Consider the following 16,643-nt stretch of genomic DNA (forward strand, 5'->3'; position numbering starts at 1 on the left):
CCCGGCCGGAGTGTCGATGGTACTCGGTATACCATCGACAATGTGACGCCGCTCCGGTCGCGGCATCCGCTCATTCGTCGAGAGGCACCCCACGTGATCATCCGCAACGCGCGCCCGTGGGGCGCCGAGTCCGCCGATATCGTTCTCGAGGGCGACCGCATCGCCGAGATCCGGTCGCACGACGCCTCTGCGCCGGCGGGCGCGGTCGACGTCGACGGTCGTGGCCGGCTTCTGCTGCCGTCGTTCAGTGACGTGCACGTGCACCTCGACTCCTCGCGCATCGGCCTGCCGTTCCGCCCTCACACGGGCGCGCCCGGCGTGTGGGGCATGATGCTCAACGACCGCAACAACTGGCGGAACACCGACGTGCCGCACGCCGAGATCGTCGCGGGCACCCTCGAGCAGATGATCGCCAAGGGCACGACGCGCGTGCGCACCTACGCGCAGGTCGACGTCGACTGCAAGCTCGAGAAGTTCGACTCCGTGCTCGCCGCGAAGGAGAAGTTCCGCAAGCACGCGGACGTGCAGATCATGACGTTCCCGCAGGCCGGCATCCTGCGTGAGGCGGGCACCGTCGAGTACCTCGAGGAATCGCTGAAGCAGGGCGCCGACGTGATGGGCGGGATCGACCCGAGCCAGCTCGACCGCGACCCGGTCAAGCACCTCGACATCGTGTTCGGCCTCGCCGAGAAGTATCAGGTCGAGATCGACATCCACCTCCACGAGCCCGGCGCCTTGGGCGTGTTCAGCACCGAGCTCGTGCTGGAGCGCACCCGCGCGCTGGGCATGCAGGGCAAGGTCACCATGTCGCACGCGTACGACCTCGGCTCGGTGTCGGAGGCGGTGAGCCGCCGCCTCATCGACGAGTTCGCCGAACTCGACATCGCCATGGCCACGGTCGCGCCGTCGACCACCGGTCATCTGCGACTCGTCGATCTCGTCGATGCCGGCGTGCGCGTCGGTCTCGGAGAAGACGGGCAGCGCGACTACTGGAGCCCGTACGGCAACTGCGACATGCTCGACCGCACGTGGCAGCTCGCCTTCGTCAACGGCTTCCGCCGCGACGACCACATCGAGCTCGCGCTCGCCGTCGCCACCATGGGCGGAGCCTCGATCATGAGCCACGCCTCGCCGCGTGTCGCAGGCGTGGGCGATCGCCCGGGTCTGGCCGCCGGCGACCGCGCCGACCTCGTGCTCGTCGACGGCGAGACGCCGGCGAGCACGGTCATGGACCGCGGCGTCGACCGCACGGTGATCCACGACGGCCGGGTTGTGGCCGACGCGCTCCAGGTTCTCACCGTCTGAGCCCTCGGTTCCTCTGCCGAAACACGGGTCGGCGACACGACACGCCGGGAACGGATGCTGCGCCCCGGCGTGTCGTCGTGACCAGCCCGTGTTTCGGCAATCAGGCCTGGGTCAGAACCCGAGCCGGTGGTGCCGCGGTCAGTCGATGAAGCCGTCCAGGATGCTGCCGATCACGAGGCCGCCGAGGATGCCGCCCATGAGGTCGCTGCCGCCGCTTCGGCGACCGCCGCCCCATCCCTGCTGACCGTATCCGGGGCCGCCCCACTGGTCGGGCTGCGGGCGTGCGGCGTCGATGTCGCGTTGCGCCAGCTGCAGCGCCTCACTCGCCAGGAACGCCGCACGGCGGGCCATCGCGAACGCCTGCTCACGGTGGTCCTCGTCGATCGCGGTGACCGCGGCGGCCGATGAGCCGAGGTACCGGTCGAGGTCGAGGCGCACGCGCTCGGCCTCGGCGAACCGGGTGCGCGCGTCGGCGCCGATCCACCCGCGGTGCCCGGCGATCACGTCGCGCGAGACGGCGAGCTGCCGGTCGGCGTCGTCGATGGCGTGACGCACGTGCTCGAGGGGCGGGATGGGTCGGGCGGCGCGCTCGCGCGCGGCCGCGATCGCGGCATCCAGTCCTGCATTCGCCTCGCGCAGTCGCGAGAGCTGCTCGAAGGGGTCGGTGTTCACGCCCGCGGCGGGAAGAGCCGCCAGGGCCGCCTGCAGGTCCTCGATCGCGGTCTGCACCGCGGGGGAGTGCGGCTCCTTGAGGGCGACGACGAGGTCGCCGCGGGAGTCCTCGACGATCGCGGCGAGCGTGGACTCGGCGCGCAGCGCCTCGACCTCGAACGTCTCGACCGCGTCGAGCAGCGTCTCGGCGCGCCGCACGGACTCGGTCGAGGCCTCGAGCGCCATGTTGGCCTGCTCGCGCTGGCCCGCTTCGCGGCGGCGCTCGGCGACGCCGGCGCTGTGCTCCGCGAAACCCAGCAGCTGCTCCGCCTCGGCCGGGTTCGCGTCGATCTGCGACAGCGCGTGCGACGAGTAGCGGATCGCCAGCCGGTCGACGGTGGAGCGGGCGTCGGGAAGCCGCAGGCGCAGGCGCGCAGCATCCGCCCGCACCTTCGCGATGATCTCGGGAGCCCGCCGCGCGCGCTCGATCGGCGCCGCGAGCGCCTCGGTACGGTCGTCGAGGAGGTCCTCGGCCCACTCGCACAGCTGCACGATGCGGGCGTTCCGGGTCCGCAGCTCTTCGGGGGTGTCGGGGATCTCGTCGTGGTTGAGCTGGTGGAGGTGGAACGCCTCCTGCAGGTGCGTCCGCACCGACCCGAGCGCGTCGCGCAGCTCCGTGGTGGGGCCTGGGCCCAGCTCGGCGTCGGCGAACGCCAGCTCGTCGGTCGTGAGGCGGATGCGCTCGTCGGCCGCCACCAGCGCCTGCTGCGCGCGGCGCGCCAGGTCGGCGTCCTGCGTGTTCAGTTCTTCCTGCTCGCGCTTGCGTCTGCCCCAGAATCCGGCCATGAATCGATCCTACGGGGGCCGCTGGGAGCAGGCTGAGGCGAGGGGCCGGCCGCGGGGGGTGTTCGCGCAGAGCGTGGCTCTGGCGCACGCACGCCCCGGTGCCCCAGTCCGCCGGGGTTCCCGTTCAGGCGGCGCAGCACGCGGGGTCCGTGAGACGATCCCGCGTGTCGAGACGCACCTGAACAGCGGGACACGGATGCCGCGCCCCGGCGCGGCGGCCGGGTCAGCCGTCGCTGCGCTTGTGGCGGGGCTTGCGCGCCGCACGGTCGTCGCCGTACGAGCCGCGCGAACCGGAGTCGCGGTACGACCCGCGGCTCTCCGAGCGGTCGCCGGAGCCGCGGTTGTCGCGGTACGACCCGCTCGCGGCATCCTTGCGTCGCTGCGGACGCCCGGTGTCGGGACGCAGCTCGATGAGCTGACCCGAGATGCGCGTGTCGGCGAGTCGGTCCAGCGCGCCGGCGGGGAGGTTCGCCGGCAGCTCGACGAGCGAGAAGTCGGGCATGATCTTGATCGCGCCGAAGTCGTCGCGACGCAGGCCCCCCTCGTTCGCGAGCGCGCCCACGATCTGACGCGGCTCGACGCGGTGACGCTTGCCGACGTTGATGCGGTAGGTCGCGAAGCCCTCGCGGGGCGTGCGGCGCTCGCCGCGCTCGGGCCGGTCGCCGTACGCGGGCCGGTCGCCACGATCCGTCCGCTCCGTGCGCTCGCGCCGCGGGGCCGGCTCGGGGTCGGCCTCGAGGAGCAGAGGGGTGTCGCCCTGCGCGACGACGGCGAGGGCTGCGGCGACATCCGCCTCGGGCACGTCGTGGTTGCGCACGTAGTGGGCCACGATGTCGCGGAAGGCTTCGATGCGCTCGGCTTCGCCGAGGGCCGCGGTGATGCGGTCGTCGAAGCGCGACAGGCGCGTCACGTTGACCTCGTCGACGCTCGGCAGCGGGATCTCGGTGAGCTCCTGGCGGGTGGCGCGCTCGATCATCTTGACCAGTCCGCGCTCGCGGGGCGTCACGAAGCTGATCGCGTCGCCCGAACGCCCGGCGCGACCGGTGCGGCCGATGCGGTGGACGTAGGACTCGGCATCCGTCGGGATGTCGTAGTTGACGACGTGCGATACGCGCTCGACGTCGAGACCGCGCGCGGCGACGTCGGTCGCCACCAGGATGTCGAGCTTGCCCGACTTCAGCTGGTTGACCGTCTTCTCGCGCTGCGGCTGGGCGATGTCGCCGTTGATCGCGGCGGCGGAGTACCCGCGGGCGCGGAGCTTCTCGGCGATCTCCTCGGTGATCGAGCGGGTGCGGCCGAACACGATCATGCCGTCGAAGTTCTCGACCTCGAGGATGCGCGTGAGGGCGTCCATCTTCTGCTGCCACGCGGTGATCAGGTAACGCTGGGAGATGTTCGCCGAGGTCTGCGTCTTGGACTTGACGGTGATCTCTTCGGGGTCGTGCAGGTACTGCTGCGACATCCGTCGGATCGTGGCCGGCATCGTGGCCGAGAAGAGCGCGACCTGCTTGGTCTCGGGCGTCTCGGCGAGGATTGTCTCGACGTCCTCGGCGAAGCCCATCTTGAGCATCTCGTCGGCCTCGTCGAGCACGAGGTACTGCAGCGCCGAGAGGTCGAGCGTGCCCTTCTCGAGGTGGTCGATGATGCGGCCGGGGGTTCCGACGACGATGTGCACGCCGCGTCGGAGGGCCGACAGCTGCACGCCGTAGCCCTGTCCGCCGTAGACGGGGAGGACGTGCACGTCCTTCAGGTGGCCGGCGTACTTCTCGAACGCCTCGCAGACCTGGAGCGCCAGCTCGCGCGTCGGAGCCAGCACAAGGGCCTGCGGGGTCTTCTGCGACAGATCGAGGCGGTCGATGATCGGCAGCGCGAACGCGGCGGTCTTGCCGGTTCCGGTCTGCGCCATGCCCACGACGTCACGGCCGCCGAGCAGCGTCGGGATGGTGGCCGCCTGGATCGCCGACGGGGTCTCGTAGCCGATGTCCTTCAGCGCCTTGAGGACGGGCTGGCTCAGCCCGAGGTCGGAGAAAGTCATCGCTGCGGGCTCGGTCTGAGCCTCGGCTTCGATCTGGTCGGCGTTCGTGTGCACAGTCAACCGTAGCGCGGCGCGCCTGTGAGGCGACAGGATGCCGCTTCCCCGCGCACGTGGAGACGTCAGGTGATGGCGGTGCGGCGGGTCAGGTCGGGGTTCCGCGGCGGCACGAGCCAGTTGGTCACCGCGATCGCGAGGGGAAGCGCGACGACCAGCGTGGCGATGAGCCACCACGGGATGTCCGAGACCCGCTGAGCGCCTCCGGACTGGATCGAGAAGCCGATCGGCGGGAGCACGCCGACGGCCGCCCCGGCGAGGGTGCCGAGGCCCGCGATGATGAGCCCCTGCCAGAAGCCGATCCCGCGTCGGAGCGACCTCGTGCCGCCGACGGCGGCGATGGTCGCGTCGTCGGGGCGGCGCTCGAATCGCGCGAGGCCCAGCGCGACCGCACTCGCGCCGAGCACGAGGACGGCCACGGCGGCGAGGAGAGGCACCATCCACGCGGCATCGCTCGGGGGGCCTTCCTCGACGCCCGGCGCGAGAGTGAACGAGGCGCCGCTCAGGAGCTCCGCCTGCGCCTGCATGCGGTCCCGCTCCGCCCACGTGGGCGGAGCGGGTGTCGTCGCGACGACGCGTTCCGGCATCAGCACCATGTCCAGGCGCTCACCGGTGCTCGGCGCGACGGCGATCGCCACCGGCTGCAACGGGGCGTCCACGACGATCGCCTCCAACCGCTCGGTGCGCTGTGGTTCGGCGACGATGGGAGCGTCCGGCCGGCGCTCCCAGATGTTGTCGGGGACGCGCCCCTCGTAGACGTCGGTGCCCGCGAACGTCGCGATGTCGATCGCCCCGTCCGAGACGAACCGATCGTCGGCGACGAGTGCGGCGCCGTCCCGGTATGCGGCGAGGGCGGATGCCGTCAGCTCCACTCCCATCACCACCGCCACGTCCTCGGCGGCCACGACGGAGATCGGATTGCTCGGGTCCTGGCCGAAGGTGGAGGAGTCCTGCACATCGGGGTCCAGCAGGTGCTGCTCGCCGAGAAGCGCGATGGTGAAGGTCACGTCGTCGGGCACCTCGTCGGCGGACGGGTACGCCCAGACGGTGCTCAACTGGCGGGACACGACGGCCGCTCGGTCTGCGCCCGCGTCGTGTGCGATCTGGAGGGCGGCGGCGGTGCCGGCCTCGGCGTCTTCGGCATCGAGCACGCCGGAGGACGAGGAACCGGGCCAGATCGGGATGGCGATGCTCCCTGGCGGCGCGTCGTAGTACCACAGCCGGGCGGTCTGGGCCGTCTGCATCGAGGACTGGGAGAGCGCGAAGACGCCGATGAACACCGTCGCGGCGATGGCGGCGAACGCCGGAACGGTCCGTGAGGCGTTGGCGGCGGCGTCCCTCGAGGCGAGCTTCGCCGCCATGCCGGTGCGGGAGAGCCCGCGCGAGGCGGTCCACAGCAGCCACCGGCCAGACAGAAGGATGCCGAACTGCGCGACGATCGGCCCGATCACGATGCCGTAGGCGGGCAGGTAGCGCATGAGCGAGTCGTAGCCGAAGAAGTTCGTGGCGTTGATCGCGGCGACCGCGAACGCGCACAGCAGGGTGATCGCCACCCCGCTCACGATCAGCACCGACCCCCAGATGGGACGCGCGACGACGGGCCGCTGCGGGCGGCGCGCGCCGCGCAGCGCGCGGATCGCGTCGGTGCGCCCGACCGTGCGGGCCGGCATCCAGGCCGACACGGTGCCGACGATCACGGCGAAGACGAGCACCACGGCGATGAGTTCCCACGGCACGTGGAAGCCCCAGAACATCGTCGTGCCGCCGCTGCCCAGCGCGATCACCAGCGCGGCGATGCCGATCCCGCCGGCGATTCCGACGACCCCGCCCACGAGACCCAGTGCGGTCCCCTGCAGCAGCACCACGCGCGACAGATCCCGGCGGTTCGCCCCGACGCTCGCGGCCACCGCCAGCGCGCGCTGCTGACGGCGTGCCGCGACGGCGAACGCGGCCCCGGCGAGCATCACCACCACGTAGCCCGCGAACAGCGCCGCGACCGACAGCATGAGAACGAGCGGCCACATCTTCGCCCACCGGTCCGTCGAGGCTGACGAGTAGTAGCGATTCGAGAACTCGGGCGGATCGAGCGCCACGGTGCGCGAATAGGCGACGACACCGCCGTCGTCGTTGAGTCGCTGCACGTCCGCCCACGAGAGCCGGAGCTCCGGGAGGTACCACTTCTGGGTGCCCCCGACGGCTCCTCGTGCGTGCTCGGGAAGGAACACGGCCGCGGCGCCGTCGGCGATGGTCGCCGCGTCGAGCGTGCCGGTCACCGTGAAGGACGGCCCGCCCGACAGCCGGAGCGTGTCGCCGATCTCGAGCCCGAGCCGTTCCAACGCGGCGGTGGTGACCATCGCGTCGCGAGTCGCCACCGGGCGATCGCCCGCCACCAGGACGAACGCTTCGCCGAAGCGCGGATCCCACGTCGTCCCGGCCCACGCAGGCAGGACCACGGAGCCGTCATCGGTGGCGACGGAGACCATGCCCTTCGAGATGGGCAGGATCTCGGTGCCGGCCGCCAGCAGCCCGGTCGGATCGTCCAGCGGCTCGCCGTCCGGCATCGTCATGACCCCGTCCGCGTCGATCGGGTACCCGTTCCACTCGGGCTCGGTGGGCACCTGCCAGAACCCCTCGCCGGGGACGCCGGACGGCGCGATCCACGCCTCCATGTCGCCGAGTTCGGCCGCCGTGCGCTCCTCGGGGGTTGCGATCGCGCTCGCGGTGAAGATGAGGAATCCCGTCATCCCCGCGATGGGAAGCGCCACCAGCGTCGTCACGAGCAGGCTCGACACCCACGCGCGTCGCAGCTGCCGCTGTGCCATCCGGACGGCGACCCTCCAGCGGGCCGCCCGCGAGAGCGGGCGGCGGCTGCGCGGGGCGGCGGAAGGGGGCGCGTCGACGCTCCGCTCGAGGGTGTCGGTCATCGCGCCGCCAGCAGCGAGTCCGCGCCCGCGCGCCGCGACTCGTCGACGATGCGGCCGTCGCGGAGGAACACGATGCGGTCCGCGAAGGCGGCATGGCGGGCCTCGTGGGTGACGAGGATGCCGGCGGCTCCGGCATCCACTCGCGCACGCAGCATCTTCAGCACCATCTCGCCCGTCACCGAGTCCAGAGCGCCGGTCGGCTCGTCGGCGAGGATCAGCCGGCGCCCGCCGACGACGGCGCGGGCGATCGCGACGCGCTGCTGCTGGCCGCCTGACAGATCGTCGGGGTAGGAGCCGGACTTGTCCTCCAGGCCGACCGAGGAGAGCGCGTCCCGTCCGGCGCGACGTGCAACCCGGGACCGGAAGCCGTCGAGCTCGAGCGGCAGCGTGACGTTCTCGAGCGCGGTGAGCGTCGGAATGAGGTTGAAGTCCTGGAACACGAAGCCGAGCGAGCGCCGCCGGAGGCGCGCGAGCTGTGCCGGCGTCTGCTCGCTGAGGTGCTGCCCCTCGACGACCACCTCGCCGGACGTCGGGATCGCCAGACCGCCGGCGATCGACAGCAGGGTCGACTTGCCCGAGCCCGACGGACCCATCACGGCGACGAGCTCGCCCTGACTCACGTCGAAGTCGACGCCCGACAGCGCCGAGACGGCCGTCGAGCCGCTGCCGTACTGCTGCGTCACGCCGATGAGACGCAGCACGGTACCGGTCATCGCGCCTTCTCGGGGGCGACGGATACCTCGGCTTTCGCCGGGCGCCCGCGCTTGGGCTTGTCGGTCGAGAGCTCGAGCGCCATGGCGTGATGCGGGTGCAGCGCCAGGCGCTGCTCGGAGTGGTCGAGCCAGCGCACCTCGGCTTCGGCCGAGAAGATCATGGAGTCGACGACGAGCGACCACGCGAGCTCCTCCGGACCGTCGGGGTTCGCGCCGGCGTACTTCGCCCGGTTCAGCTCCTGCAGCTGCGCGAGCGACGAGCGGCGCTGTGTCTGGATGATGTCCGCCACGTCCACGCCCGGCAGGGTCGCGGCGACCGCGAGCTTGATCGCGAGCTCGTCGCGGGTGCCCTGCGCGCGCTGCACCGGCGAGGCCAGCCAGTCGCGCACCTCGGCGGCTCCGGCATCCGTGATCTCCCAGTAGACGTGACCGTGCTCGTCGACGGCGCCCTTCTCGACGAGTCCGTCGCGTTCGAGGCGGTCGAGCGTGTTGTAGATCTGGCCCACGTTGAGCGGCCAGGTCGACCCGGTGCGCCGGTCGAACTCGGCGCGCAGCTGGTAGCCGTAGCACGGGCCCTGATCGAGGATCGCGAGCAGACTCTGACGAACGGACATGGGGTTCTCCTTCGGGTGGAGGGTCAGAAGCCCTGAACAGCTAGAAGCGGAGTGCGTCGATGACGTTCGAGCGCACCGCCATGAGCGCCGGGATGAAGCCGGCCAGCGCGCCGATCGCGACGGCGGCGACGAGTCCGGTGACGGCGGCGCGCACCGGGAAGGGCGGGATGTCCTGCATCGCAGAGAACATGTCCATGACGAACGGCGCCTTGAGCACGGCCACCGCGATCGCGATGCCGACGACCCCCGCGACCGCGGTCGCCACGACGCTCTCGAGCAGCACCGACGTGAAGATGCGGCCCTGCGTGGCGCCGAAGCTGCGGCGCACGCCGATCTCGCGGATGCGCTGGCGCATCGCCACGAGCTGGATGTTCACCAGACCGAGGCCGCCGAGCAGCAGCACGAGGGCCGCGATGCCGCCGGTGACGAGCTCGAACACCGCCATCGAGCTCTGCGCATCGGGCCGCGACGCCCAATCGGTGCGCATGACCGAGACCTCGGTGCTGTCGTCGAGCCCCGCGCGCAGGTCGGCCGCGAGCACCGGGCCGAGCTCGGCGACGCCGTCCTCGGGCACCCACACCTCGTACATGACCATCACGTCGGCCGGCAGTGCATCCAGCCGCGCCGCGTACGAGTCGAACATCATGGTGATGCGCTTCTCCTCGTCGCCGTTGTACTGCCGCGGCGTCACGCCGATCACGGGGTACGTGCCCGCCGTGTCGCCGGTCGTGCGGAGGGCGAAGCCCGCGCCGAGGTCGGGGCGTCCGTAGACGTCCCACAGCGCCTCGCTGATCACCACGGGCGGCGCGAGCAGCTCGGCGTCCGCCTCCTGGAACCAGCGCCCTTCGAGCAGGGGAGTGCGGTGGATGACCGGGTACGCCGGGTCGACGAGCCGCGCGTTGACGGGGCGCACCTGCTCCGGCGTCTGCACCTGCAGCGGCACCGGGTCGACGATGCGCGTGAGGTAGTCGAAGGAGTACCGCTCCGACACCTGGGCGACGTGGGCGTCGAACGCGTCCCAGTCCATCGGGGCGCCGTCGGTGCGCGACACCGAGATCGACACCGTCGCGGGCCGCCCGCCGCTCTGGTCGGACTGCTCCTCCATCTGCTGCTGCTGATACTCGCTGAGCGCCACCACCGCGGTGAGGGCGCCGACCGACACCGCGATGCCGATGAGGCTGAGCAGCACCCGCAGCTTGTGGTGGCGCAGCTCCGACCACGCTTCGCCCAGCGCGCCGACGAGCCCGCTCATGAGGCCACCTCCGCCGGCTCGGCGTGCTCGGCCCGGGATGAGGGACGGACGGATGCTGCGTCCCCCGCGTCTGCTCGGGCGTCGGCGAGCGCCGCGCCCTCGGCGGTGGGTTCGTCCACGCTCTCAGCGAGCTCGGGTGCGCCGGCGGTCTCGCCCGCGGTCGCGCCGAGGTCGAACTCCGTGAGCACGCCCGCCTCGAGCCGGTAGTGGCGACGGGCGCGCGCGGCGACGTGGAGGTCGTGGGTGATCGTGACGAGCGCGGCGTCGGCCTCGGAGGCGATGTCGTCGAGCAGTTCCATGACGCTGCCGCCGGTCTCGACGTCGAGTGCGCCGGTGGGCTCGTCGGCCAGGATCAGCGCCGGCCGGCGCACCAGGGCGCGCGCGATCGCGACGCGCTGCTGCTCGCCGCCCGACAGCTGCTCGGGCGTCGACTCGAGGCGGTGCCCGAGCCCGACGCGCTCCAGCATGCGGGTCGCCGCCGCCCGCCGGGTCCAGAAGGCGCGGCCCGAGGCGTAGCCGAGCGGCATCTCGACGTTCTCGAGGGCGGTGCGCCCGGCCAGCAGATTGAACTGCTGGAACACGAAGCCGACGTTGCGGCCGCGCAGGCGATCGAGCTTGCCGCGGCGCATCTTCCGCACCGGCTCGCCGTGGAACCAGACGGCCCCCTCCGAGGGGGAGTCGAGCATGCCGAGCAGGTTCAGGAGCGTCGACTTGCCCGATCCGCTGCGCCCGACGATGGCGACGTGGTCGCCCGCCGCGACGGCGAGGTCGACGCTGCGCAGGATGTCGAGGCGCGTGTCATCGGGCAGCAGCACGTGCTTGGCCACGCCCTCCAGCCGGACGAGGGTCACCAGTTCCACCCCGCGGGCTCGCAGTACTCGCCGCCCATGCCGTCGTCGTAGCAGACCGGCTCGTCGGCCGCGGCGACGCCGGGCACGTACTGGCGCACCTGCTCGCCCTCCTCGACGCCGCTGGTCACCTCGACGATCGTGCCGTCGCTGACGCCGAGCGCGATGGTGCGCTCCTCGAGCTCGCCGTCGCCGCCGTCGATCCAGACGACGCCCGAGCCCGCGCCGCCCTTGACGGCGGTGGTCGGCACGACGAGCACATCGGTGACCGTGCCGAGGTCGATGTCGAGCTGGGCCTGCAGACCCGCGAACACGACCTGGTCGGCAGGCACCGCGCAGGTGACCGAGGTCGTGCCGTCCTCGGCGACCTCGACCTTGAGGCCGGTGCACGTGAACGGCGCCGGGCCGCCCTGGATCGTGACCGAGCCCTCCGTCGGCGCGCCCTGCAGACGGTAGAGCTGCACCGGCTCGACGGTCGCCCGCACGTGGTAGCGCGCCGGCGTCAGCTTCGCGAGCTCCGCGCCGATCGACGCCGGCTGCCCCTTCACGACGGCGAGCTCGGTGATGTCGCCGGTCTCGGGCGCCAGCACGTCGATGTTCTTGACCGGGTCGGCCTGCTTGATCGTGAAGAGCTTCTGCCCGGCCGCGACCGCCTGGCCCTCGCCGACGTGCACGGCGGTGACGGTGCCGTCGATCTCGGAGCGGAGGGGATAGGCCGCATCCCTCGCGATCGTCCCCGGGAGGCTCAGCGCGTTGGCGACCTGGGCGCGCTCGACGGCGACGACCGGATCGGCGATCTGCGCCGACGGCTGCAGCGCGGCGGTGGGCGCGGTGTCGGGGAAGAACGCGATCTTCACCAGGGCGAGGGCCGCGGCCCCCAGCACGAGCACCAGCAGGATCGGGAAGATCCATCGACGCCAGACCACCATGTCGCACCTCTCCGTCGGGGTATACCCAGTATGTAGTCACCGAGTATATGCATACCGGGAATCGCGGGGAGCGGCATCCTCTCCTCAGTCCCCATGGATGAGTGCACACCCAGCGCACACCAAGGTCACGGGTGGATAACATGGGCAGGTATGCCTGGGGTCATGCACCCCGGCGGCACTGGCGCCGTTGCGCCGCTCCCGAAAGCCAGAAGATGGAGACATTCCGTGGCCAACCCCCTCGAGAAACTGCTTCGCGCCGGTGAGGGTCGCATCCTCCGGCGGCTCCAGCAGGTGGTGAAGGCCGTCGGCGCGCTGGAAGAGGACTACGAGCACCTCACCGACGAGGAGCTCCGGGGCGAGACCGCCGAGCTCCGCGCCCGCTATGAGGCCGGCGAGACCCTCGACCACCTCATGCCCGAGGCGTTCGCGGCCGTCCGCGAGGCCGCGAAGCGCACGCTCGGGCAGCGCGCCTACGACGTCCAGCTCATGGGCGGTGCGGCACTGCACCTCGGCAACATCGCCGAGATGAAGACCGGTGAGGGCAAGACGCTCACCGGCGCGTTCCCCGTCTACCTCAACGCGATCGCCGGCAAGGGCGTGCACGTCGTCACCGTCAACGACTTCCTCGCGTCGTACCAGTCCGAGCTCATGGGCCGCATCTACCGCGCGCTCGGCATGACGACCGGCACGATCGTCGCGGGCCAGACGCCCGAGGTCCGTCGCGAGCAGTACAACGCCGACATCACGTACGGCACGAACAACGAGTTCGGCTTCGACTACCTGCGCGACAACATGGCGTGGCGCAAGGAGGACCTCGTCCAGCGCGGTCACTTCTATGCGATCGTCGACGAGGTCGACTCGATCCTCATCGACGAGGCGCGCACGCCGCTCATCATCTCGGGGCCGTCGTCGGGCGAGGCGAACCGCTGGTTCGTCGAGTTCGCGAAGATCGCGAAGACGCTCGAGCCGGGCGTCGACTACGAGGTCGACGAGAAGAAGCGCACCATCGGCGTGCTCGAGCCCGGCATCGAGAAGGTCGAGGACTACCTCGGCATCGACAACCTGTACGAGTCCGCGAACACGCCGCTCATCTCCTTCCTCAACAACTCGATCAAGGCGCTGGCGCTTTTCAAGCGCGACACCGACTACGTCGTGATGAACGACGAGGTCATGATCGTCGACGAGCACACCGGCCGCATCCTGGTCGGGCGCCGCTACAACGAGGGCATCCACCAGGCCATCGAGGCCAAGGAGGCCGTGCCGGTCAAGGCAGAGAACCAGACGCTCGCCACCGTCACGCTGCAGAACTACTTCCGCCTGTACGACAAGCTCGCGGGCATGACCGGTACCGCCGAGACCGAGGCGGCCGAGTTCATGTCGACGTACCAGCTCGGCGTCGTGCCGATCCCGACGAACAAGCCCATGATCCGCAAGGACCAGGCCGACCTCGTCTACAAGAACGAGACGGCGAAGTTCGCCCAGGTCGTCGAAGACATCGCCAAGCGCCACGAGGTCGGCCAGCCGGTGCTCGTCGGCACCGTGAGCGTCGAGAAGAGCGAGTACCTGTCGCGCCTGCTCGCGAAGAAGGGCATCAAGCACGAGGTCCTCAACGCGAAGAACCACGCCCGCGAGGCCGAGATCGTCGCGCGGGCCGGTCGCCTGGGCGCCGTGACCGTCGCGACGAACATGGCCGGTCGAGGCACGGACATCATGCTCGGCGGCAACGCCGAGTTCCTCGCGGTGCAGGAGATGAAGACCAAGGGCCTCGACCCGGTCGAGACGCCCGACGAGTACGAGTCCGAGTGGGACGCGGTGTACGAGTCCACGCGCGACCGCGTCGCCCAGGAGAGCACCAAGGTCGTCGAGGCCGGCGGCCTGTACGTGCTCGGCACCGAGCGCCACGAGTCGCGCCGCATCGACAACCAGCTGCGCGGTCGCTCGGGCCGTCAGGGCGATCCTGGCGAGAGCCGCTTCTACCTGTCGCTCACGGACGACCTCATGCGACTCTTCCAGTCAGGCGCCGCCGAGGCGATCATCGCCCGGACGAACTTCCCCGACGACGTCGCGATCGAGTCGGGTATGGTCACGCGCGCGATCAAGTCGGCGCAGAGTCAGGTCGAGGCGCGCAACGCCGAGATCCGCAAGAACGTCCTCAAGTACGACGACGTCCTGAACCGTCAGCGCGAGGCGATCTACTCCGACCGCCGCCACATGCTGCAGGGCGACGACATCGCCGACCGTGTGCAGCACTTCATCGAAGACGCGATCAACGCCGTGATCGACGACCACACCGGGTCGGGTCACAGCGAGAACTGGGACTTCGACGCGCTGTGGACGGAGCTTAAGACGCTCTACCCCGTGGGTGTCACCATCGACGAGGTCGTGGCCGAGGCCGCGGGCCGCAAGGGCGGAATCACCGCCGACGGGCTCAAGCGCGAGATCCTCTCCGACGCCCGCATCGCCTACGACACGCGCCAGAACACGCTCGGTGAGGCCGCGACGCGCGAGCTCGAGCGCCGAGTGGTCCTCCAGGTGCTCGACCGTCGCTGGCGCGACCACCTCTACGAGATGGACTACCTCAAGGACGGCATCGGCCTGCGTGCGATGGCCCAGCGCGACCCGCTCATCGAGTACCAGCGCGAGGGCTACCAGATGTTCCAGGCGATGATGGGGCAGATCAAGGAGGAGTCGGTCGGCTACCTCTACAACCTCGAGGTCGAGGTGCGCCGCCAGGGCGAGGCGGGCGCCGAGCAGGTCACCCAGGTCGAGGCCAAGGGCCTCGGCGCCCAGCCCGTGGAGGCGCAGCGACTGCAGTACACGGCGTCCAACGACGCCGGCGAGGTCGAGGTGCGCAACGATCGCGGCCAGGTGCAGCAGGCAGCCACGCGCCTGCGCCAGGCCGCTGCCGCTGCCGCCGCCGCTCCTGCCCCGCAGCAGGCGCCCCCCGCCGAGCAGCAGCGCGGCGCATTCGGCCAGCGGACGGATGCCGAGGCACCGGCTGCGCCGGCGGCGCCGCTGAACCGCGCGCAGCGTCGCGCGGCCGAGCAGCGCAAGAAGTGACGCGGATGCCGCGACCCGCGGCATCCATCCTCCGTCTTCGTCCGTGAGACCACAGCCGGCGGACGAGACCTTGGGGTTTCCCCGGGGTCTCGTCCGCCGATTGGTGTTTCACGGGGCGGGCCACCTGGCGGCGATTGGCACCGGTCGGCCGCGGATATCCTGAAGCGATGAGTCCCCTCCGCCCCCTCGATCAGTCGAGCAAGCTCCAGAACGTTCTCTACGAGATCCGCGGGCAGGCACTGGCAGAGGCAGACCGGCTGGAGGACGACGGCCACACGATCCTGAAGCTGAACACGGGCAACCCCGCGGTGTTCGGGTTCGAGGCGCCGTTCCAGATCGTGCGCGACATGATCGAGGCCGTGCCGCACGCGCACGGGTACAGCGACAGCAAGGGCATCATGTCGGCGCGGCGCGCCGTCGTGTCGCGGTACGAGCAGGTGGCCGGGTTCCCGCAGTTCGACCCCGACGACGTCTATCTCGGCAACGGGGTGTCCGAGCTCATCACCATGACCATGCAGGCGCTCCTCGACGAGGGCGACGAGGTGCTCATCCCCGCACCCGACTATCCGCTGTGGACGGCGATGACGAGCCTCGCGGGCGGCACGCCCGTGCACTACCGCTGCGACCCCGACGCCGAGTGGCAGCCCTCGCTGGAAGACATCCGCGAGAAGGTCACGCCGCGCACCAAGGCGATCGTCGTCATCAATCCCAACAACCCGACCGGCGCCGTCTACAGCCGCGAGGTCCTCCAGGGGATCGTCGAGATCGCGCGCGAGAACTCGCTGCTGCTGCTCTCGGACGAGATCTACGACCGCATCCTCTACGACGAGGAGCAGCACATCCCGCTCGCGACGCTCGCGCCCGACCTGCTGTGCCTCACATTCAACGGCCTGTCGAAGACGTACCGCGTCGCGGGCTATCGCTCGGGCTGGCTCGTCATCACCGGACCGAAGAAGCATGCGGCGGGTTTCCTGGAGGGCATCCAGCTGCTCGCGTCCACGCGTCTGTGCCCCAACGTGCCGGCGCAGTACGCCGTGCAGGCCGCGCTGTCCGGCGTCCAGTCGATCGACGCGCTCATCGCGCCCGAGGGACGCCTCCATGAGCAGAGGGATGCGGCGTGGGAGGGCCTCGAGCGCATCCCTGGCGTGACGTGCCTGAAGCCCAAGGGTGCGCTCTACGCGTTCCCACGGCTCGACCCGGACGTGTACGAGATCCGCGACGACGCCAAGCTCGTCTACGACTTCCTCGTCGCCGAGCACGTGCTGCTGGTGCAGGGCACAGGCTTCAACTGGCCGACCCCCGACCACCTGCGCATCGTCACGCTGCCCGAGGCGCGCGTCCTCTCGGAAGCCGTCGAGCGGCTCGGCAACTTCCTCGCGTCGTACAAGCAGTAACAGACGACGTCGGCGGGT

General features: G+C 70.8%; 11 protein-coding genes. 3 read left to right on the plus strand and 8 right to left on the minus strand.

Translation table 11 applies throughout. The features are described from left to right. The first annotated feature begins 93 nt into the window (after positions 1–93). Positions 94–1,305, plus strand: coding sequence for an amidohydrolase family protein (locus Q9R33_RS15895; RefSeq protein WP_311294379.1), 1,212 nt, complete (start codon positions 94–96; stop codon positions 1,303–1,305). A 138-nt stretch (positions 1,306–1,443) separates the two neighbouring features. Here Q9R33_RS15895 and Q9R33_RS15900 read toward each other — a convergent pair whose 3' ends face one another. The 8 genes from Q9R33_RS15900 to Q9R33_RS15935 all read right to left on the minus strand — a co-directional run bounded on the left by Q9R33_RS15900 (position 1,444) and on the right by Q9R33_RS15935 (position 12,171). Further along, on the minus strand, positions 1,444–2,802 hold the full coding sequence (locus Q9R33_RS15900) for a hypothetical protein (RefSeq protein WP_056370460.1): 1,359 nt from the start codon (positions 2,800–2,802) through the stop codon (positions 1,444–1,446). A gap of 223 nt (positions 2,803–3,025) precedes the next feature. Then, positions 3,026–4,837, minus strand: coding sequence for a DEAD/DEAH box helicase (locus Q9R33_RS15905; protein WP_056371501.1), 1,812 nt, complete (start codon positions 4,835–4,837; stop codon positions 3,026–3,028). Between the two features lie 119 nt (positions 4,838–4,956). Next, positions 4,957–7,713: an FtsX-like permease family protein gene (locus Q9R33_RS15910; protein ID WP_311294380.1), complete on the minus strand. Its 2,757-nt coding sequence runs from the start codon at positions 7,711–7,713 to the stop codon at positions 4,957–4,959. A 98-nt stretch (positions 7,714–7,811) separates the two neighbouring features. Further along, positions 7,812–8,528, minus strand: a complete 717-nt coding sequence (locus tag Q9R33_RS15915; protein WP_056370456.1) for an ABC transporter ATP-binding protein — start codon at positions 8,526–8,528, stop codon at positions 7,812–7,814. Next, positions 8,525–9,142, minus strand: coding sequence for a PadR family transcriptional regulator (locus Q9R33_RS15920; protein ID WP_056370454.1), 618 nt, complete (start codon positions 9,140–9,142; stop codon positions 8,525–8,527). The genes Q9R33_RS15915 and Q9R33_RS15920 overlap by 4 nt, the downstream gene beginning before the upstream one ends. Before the next feature lie 40 nt (positions 9,143–9,182). After that, complete coding sequence (locus Q9R33_RS15925) at positions 9,183–10,394, minus strand: ABC transporter permease (protein WP_056370452.1); 1,212 nt, start codon at positions 10,392–10,394, stop codon at positions 9,183–9,185. Next, positions 10,391–11,245 carry an ABC transporter ATP-binding protein gene (locus Q9R33_RS15930; protein ID WP_056370449.1) on the minus strand — a complete coding sequence of 285 codons (855 nt, stop codon included), beginning with the start codon at positions 11,243–11,245 and terminating at the stop codon, positions 10,391–10,393. The genes Q9R33_RS15925 and Q9R33_RS15930 overlap by 4 nt, the downstream gene beginning before the upstream one ends. Further along, positions 11,242–12,171 (minus strand): HlyD family efflux transporter periplasmic adaptor subunit, encoded by a 930-nt coding sequence (locus Q9R33_RS15935; RefSeq protein ID WP_310248594.1) that lies wholly within the window; start codon positions 12,169–12,171, stop codon positions 11,242–11,244. Before Q9R33_RS15935 ends, Q9R33_RS15930 begins: the two co-directional genes overlap by 4 nt. Positions 12,172–12,396: 225 nt before the next feature. On the opposite strand from Q9R33_RS15935, the gene secA reads away from it, so the two are divergent. Then, a complete protein-coding gene (gene secA / locus Q9R33_RS15940) occupies positions 12,397–15,231 on the plus strand; it encodes a preprotein translocase subunit SecA (protein ID WP_310248591.1) in 2,835 nt (944 codons plus the stop codon). 167 nt (positions 15,232–15,398) lie between these two features. Next, entirely contained in the window at positions 15,399–16,625 is a 1,227-nt protein-coding gene (locus tag Q9R33_RS15945; RefSeq protein WP_056370445.1) for a pyridoxal phosphate-dependent aminotransferase, read from the plus strand. The last annotated feature ends 18 nt before the right edge of the window (positions 16,626–16,643 follow it).

This window comes from Microbacterium sp. PRC9 (assembly GCF_031844125.1).
Lineage (GTDB): Bacteria > Actinomycetota > Actinomycetes > Actinomycetales > Microbacteriaceae > Microbacterium.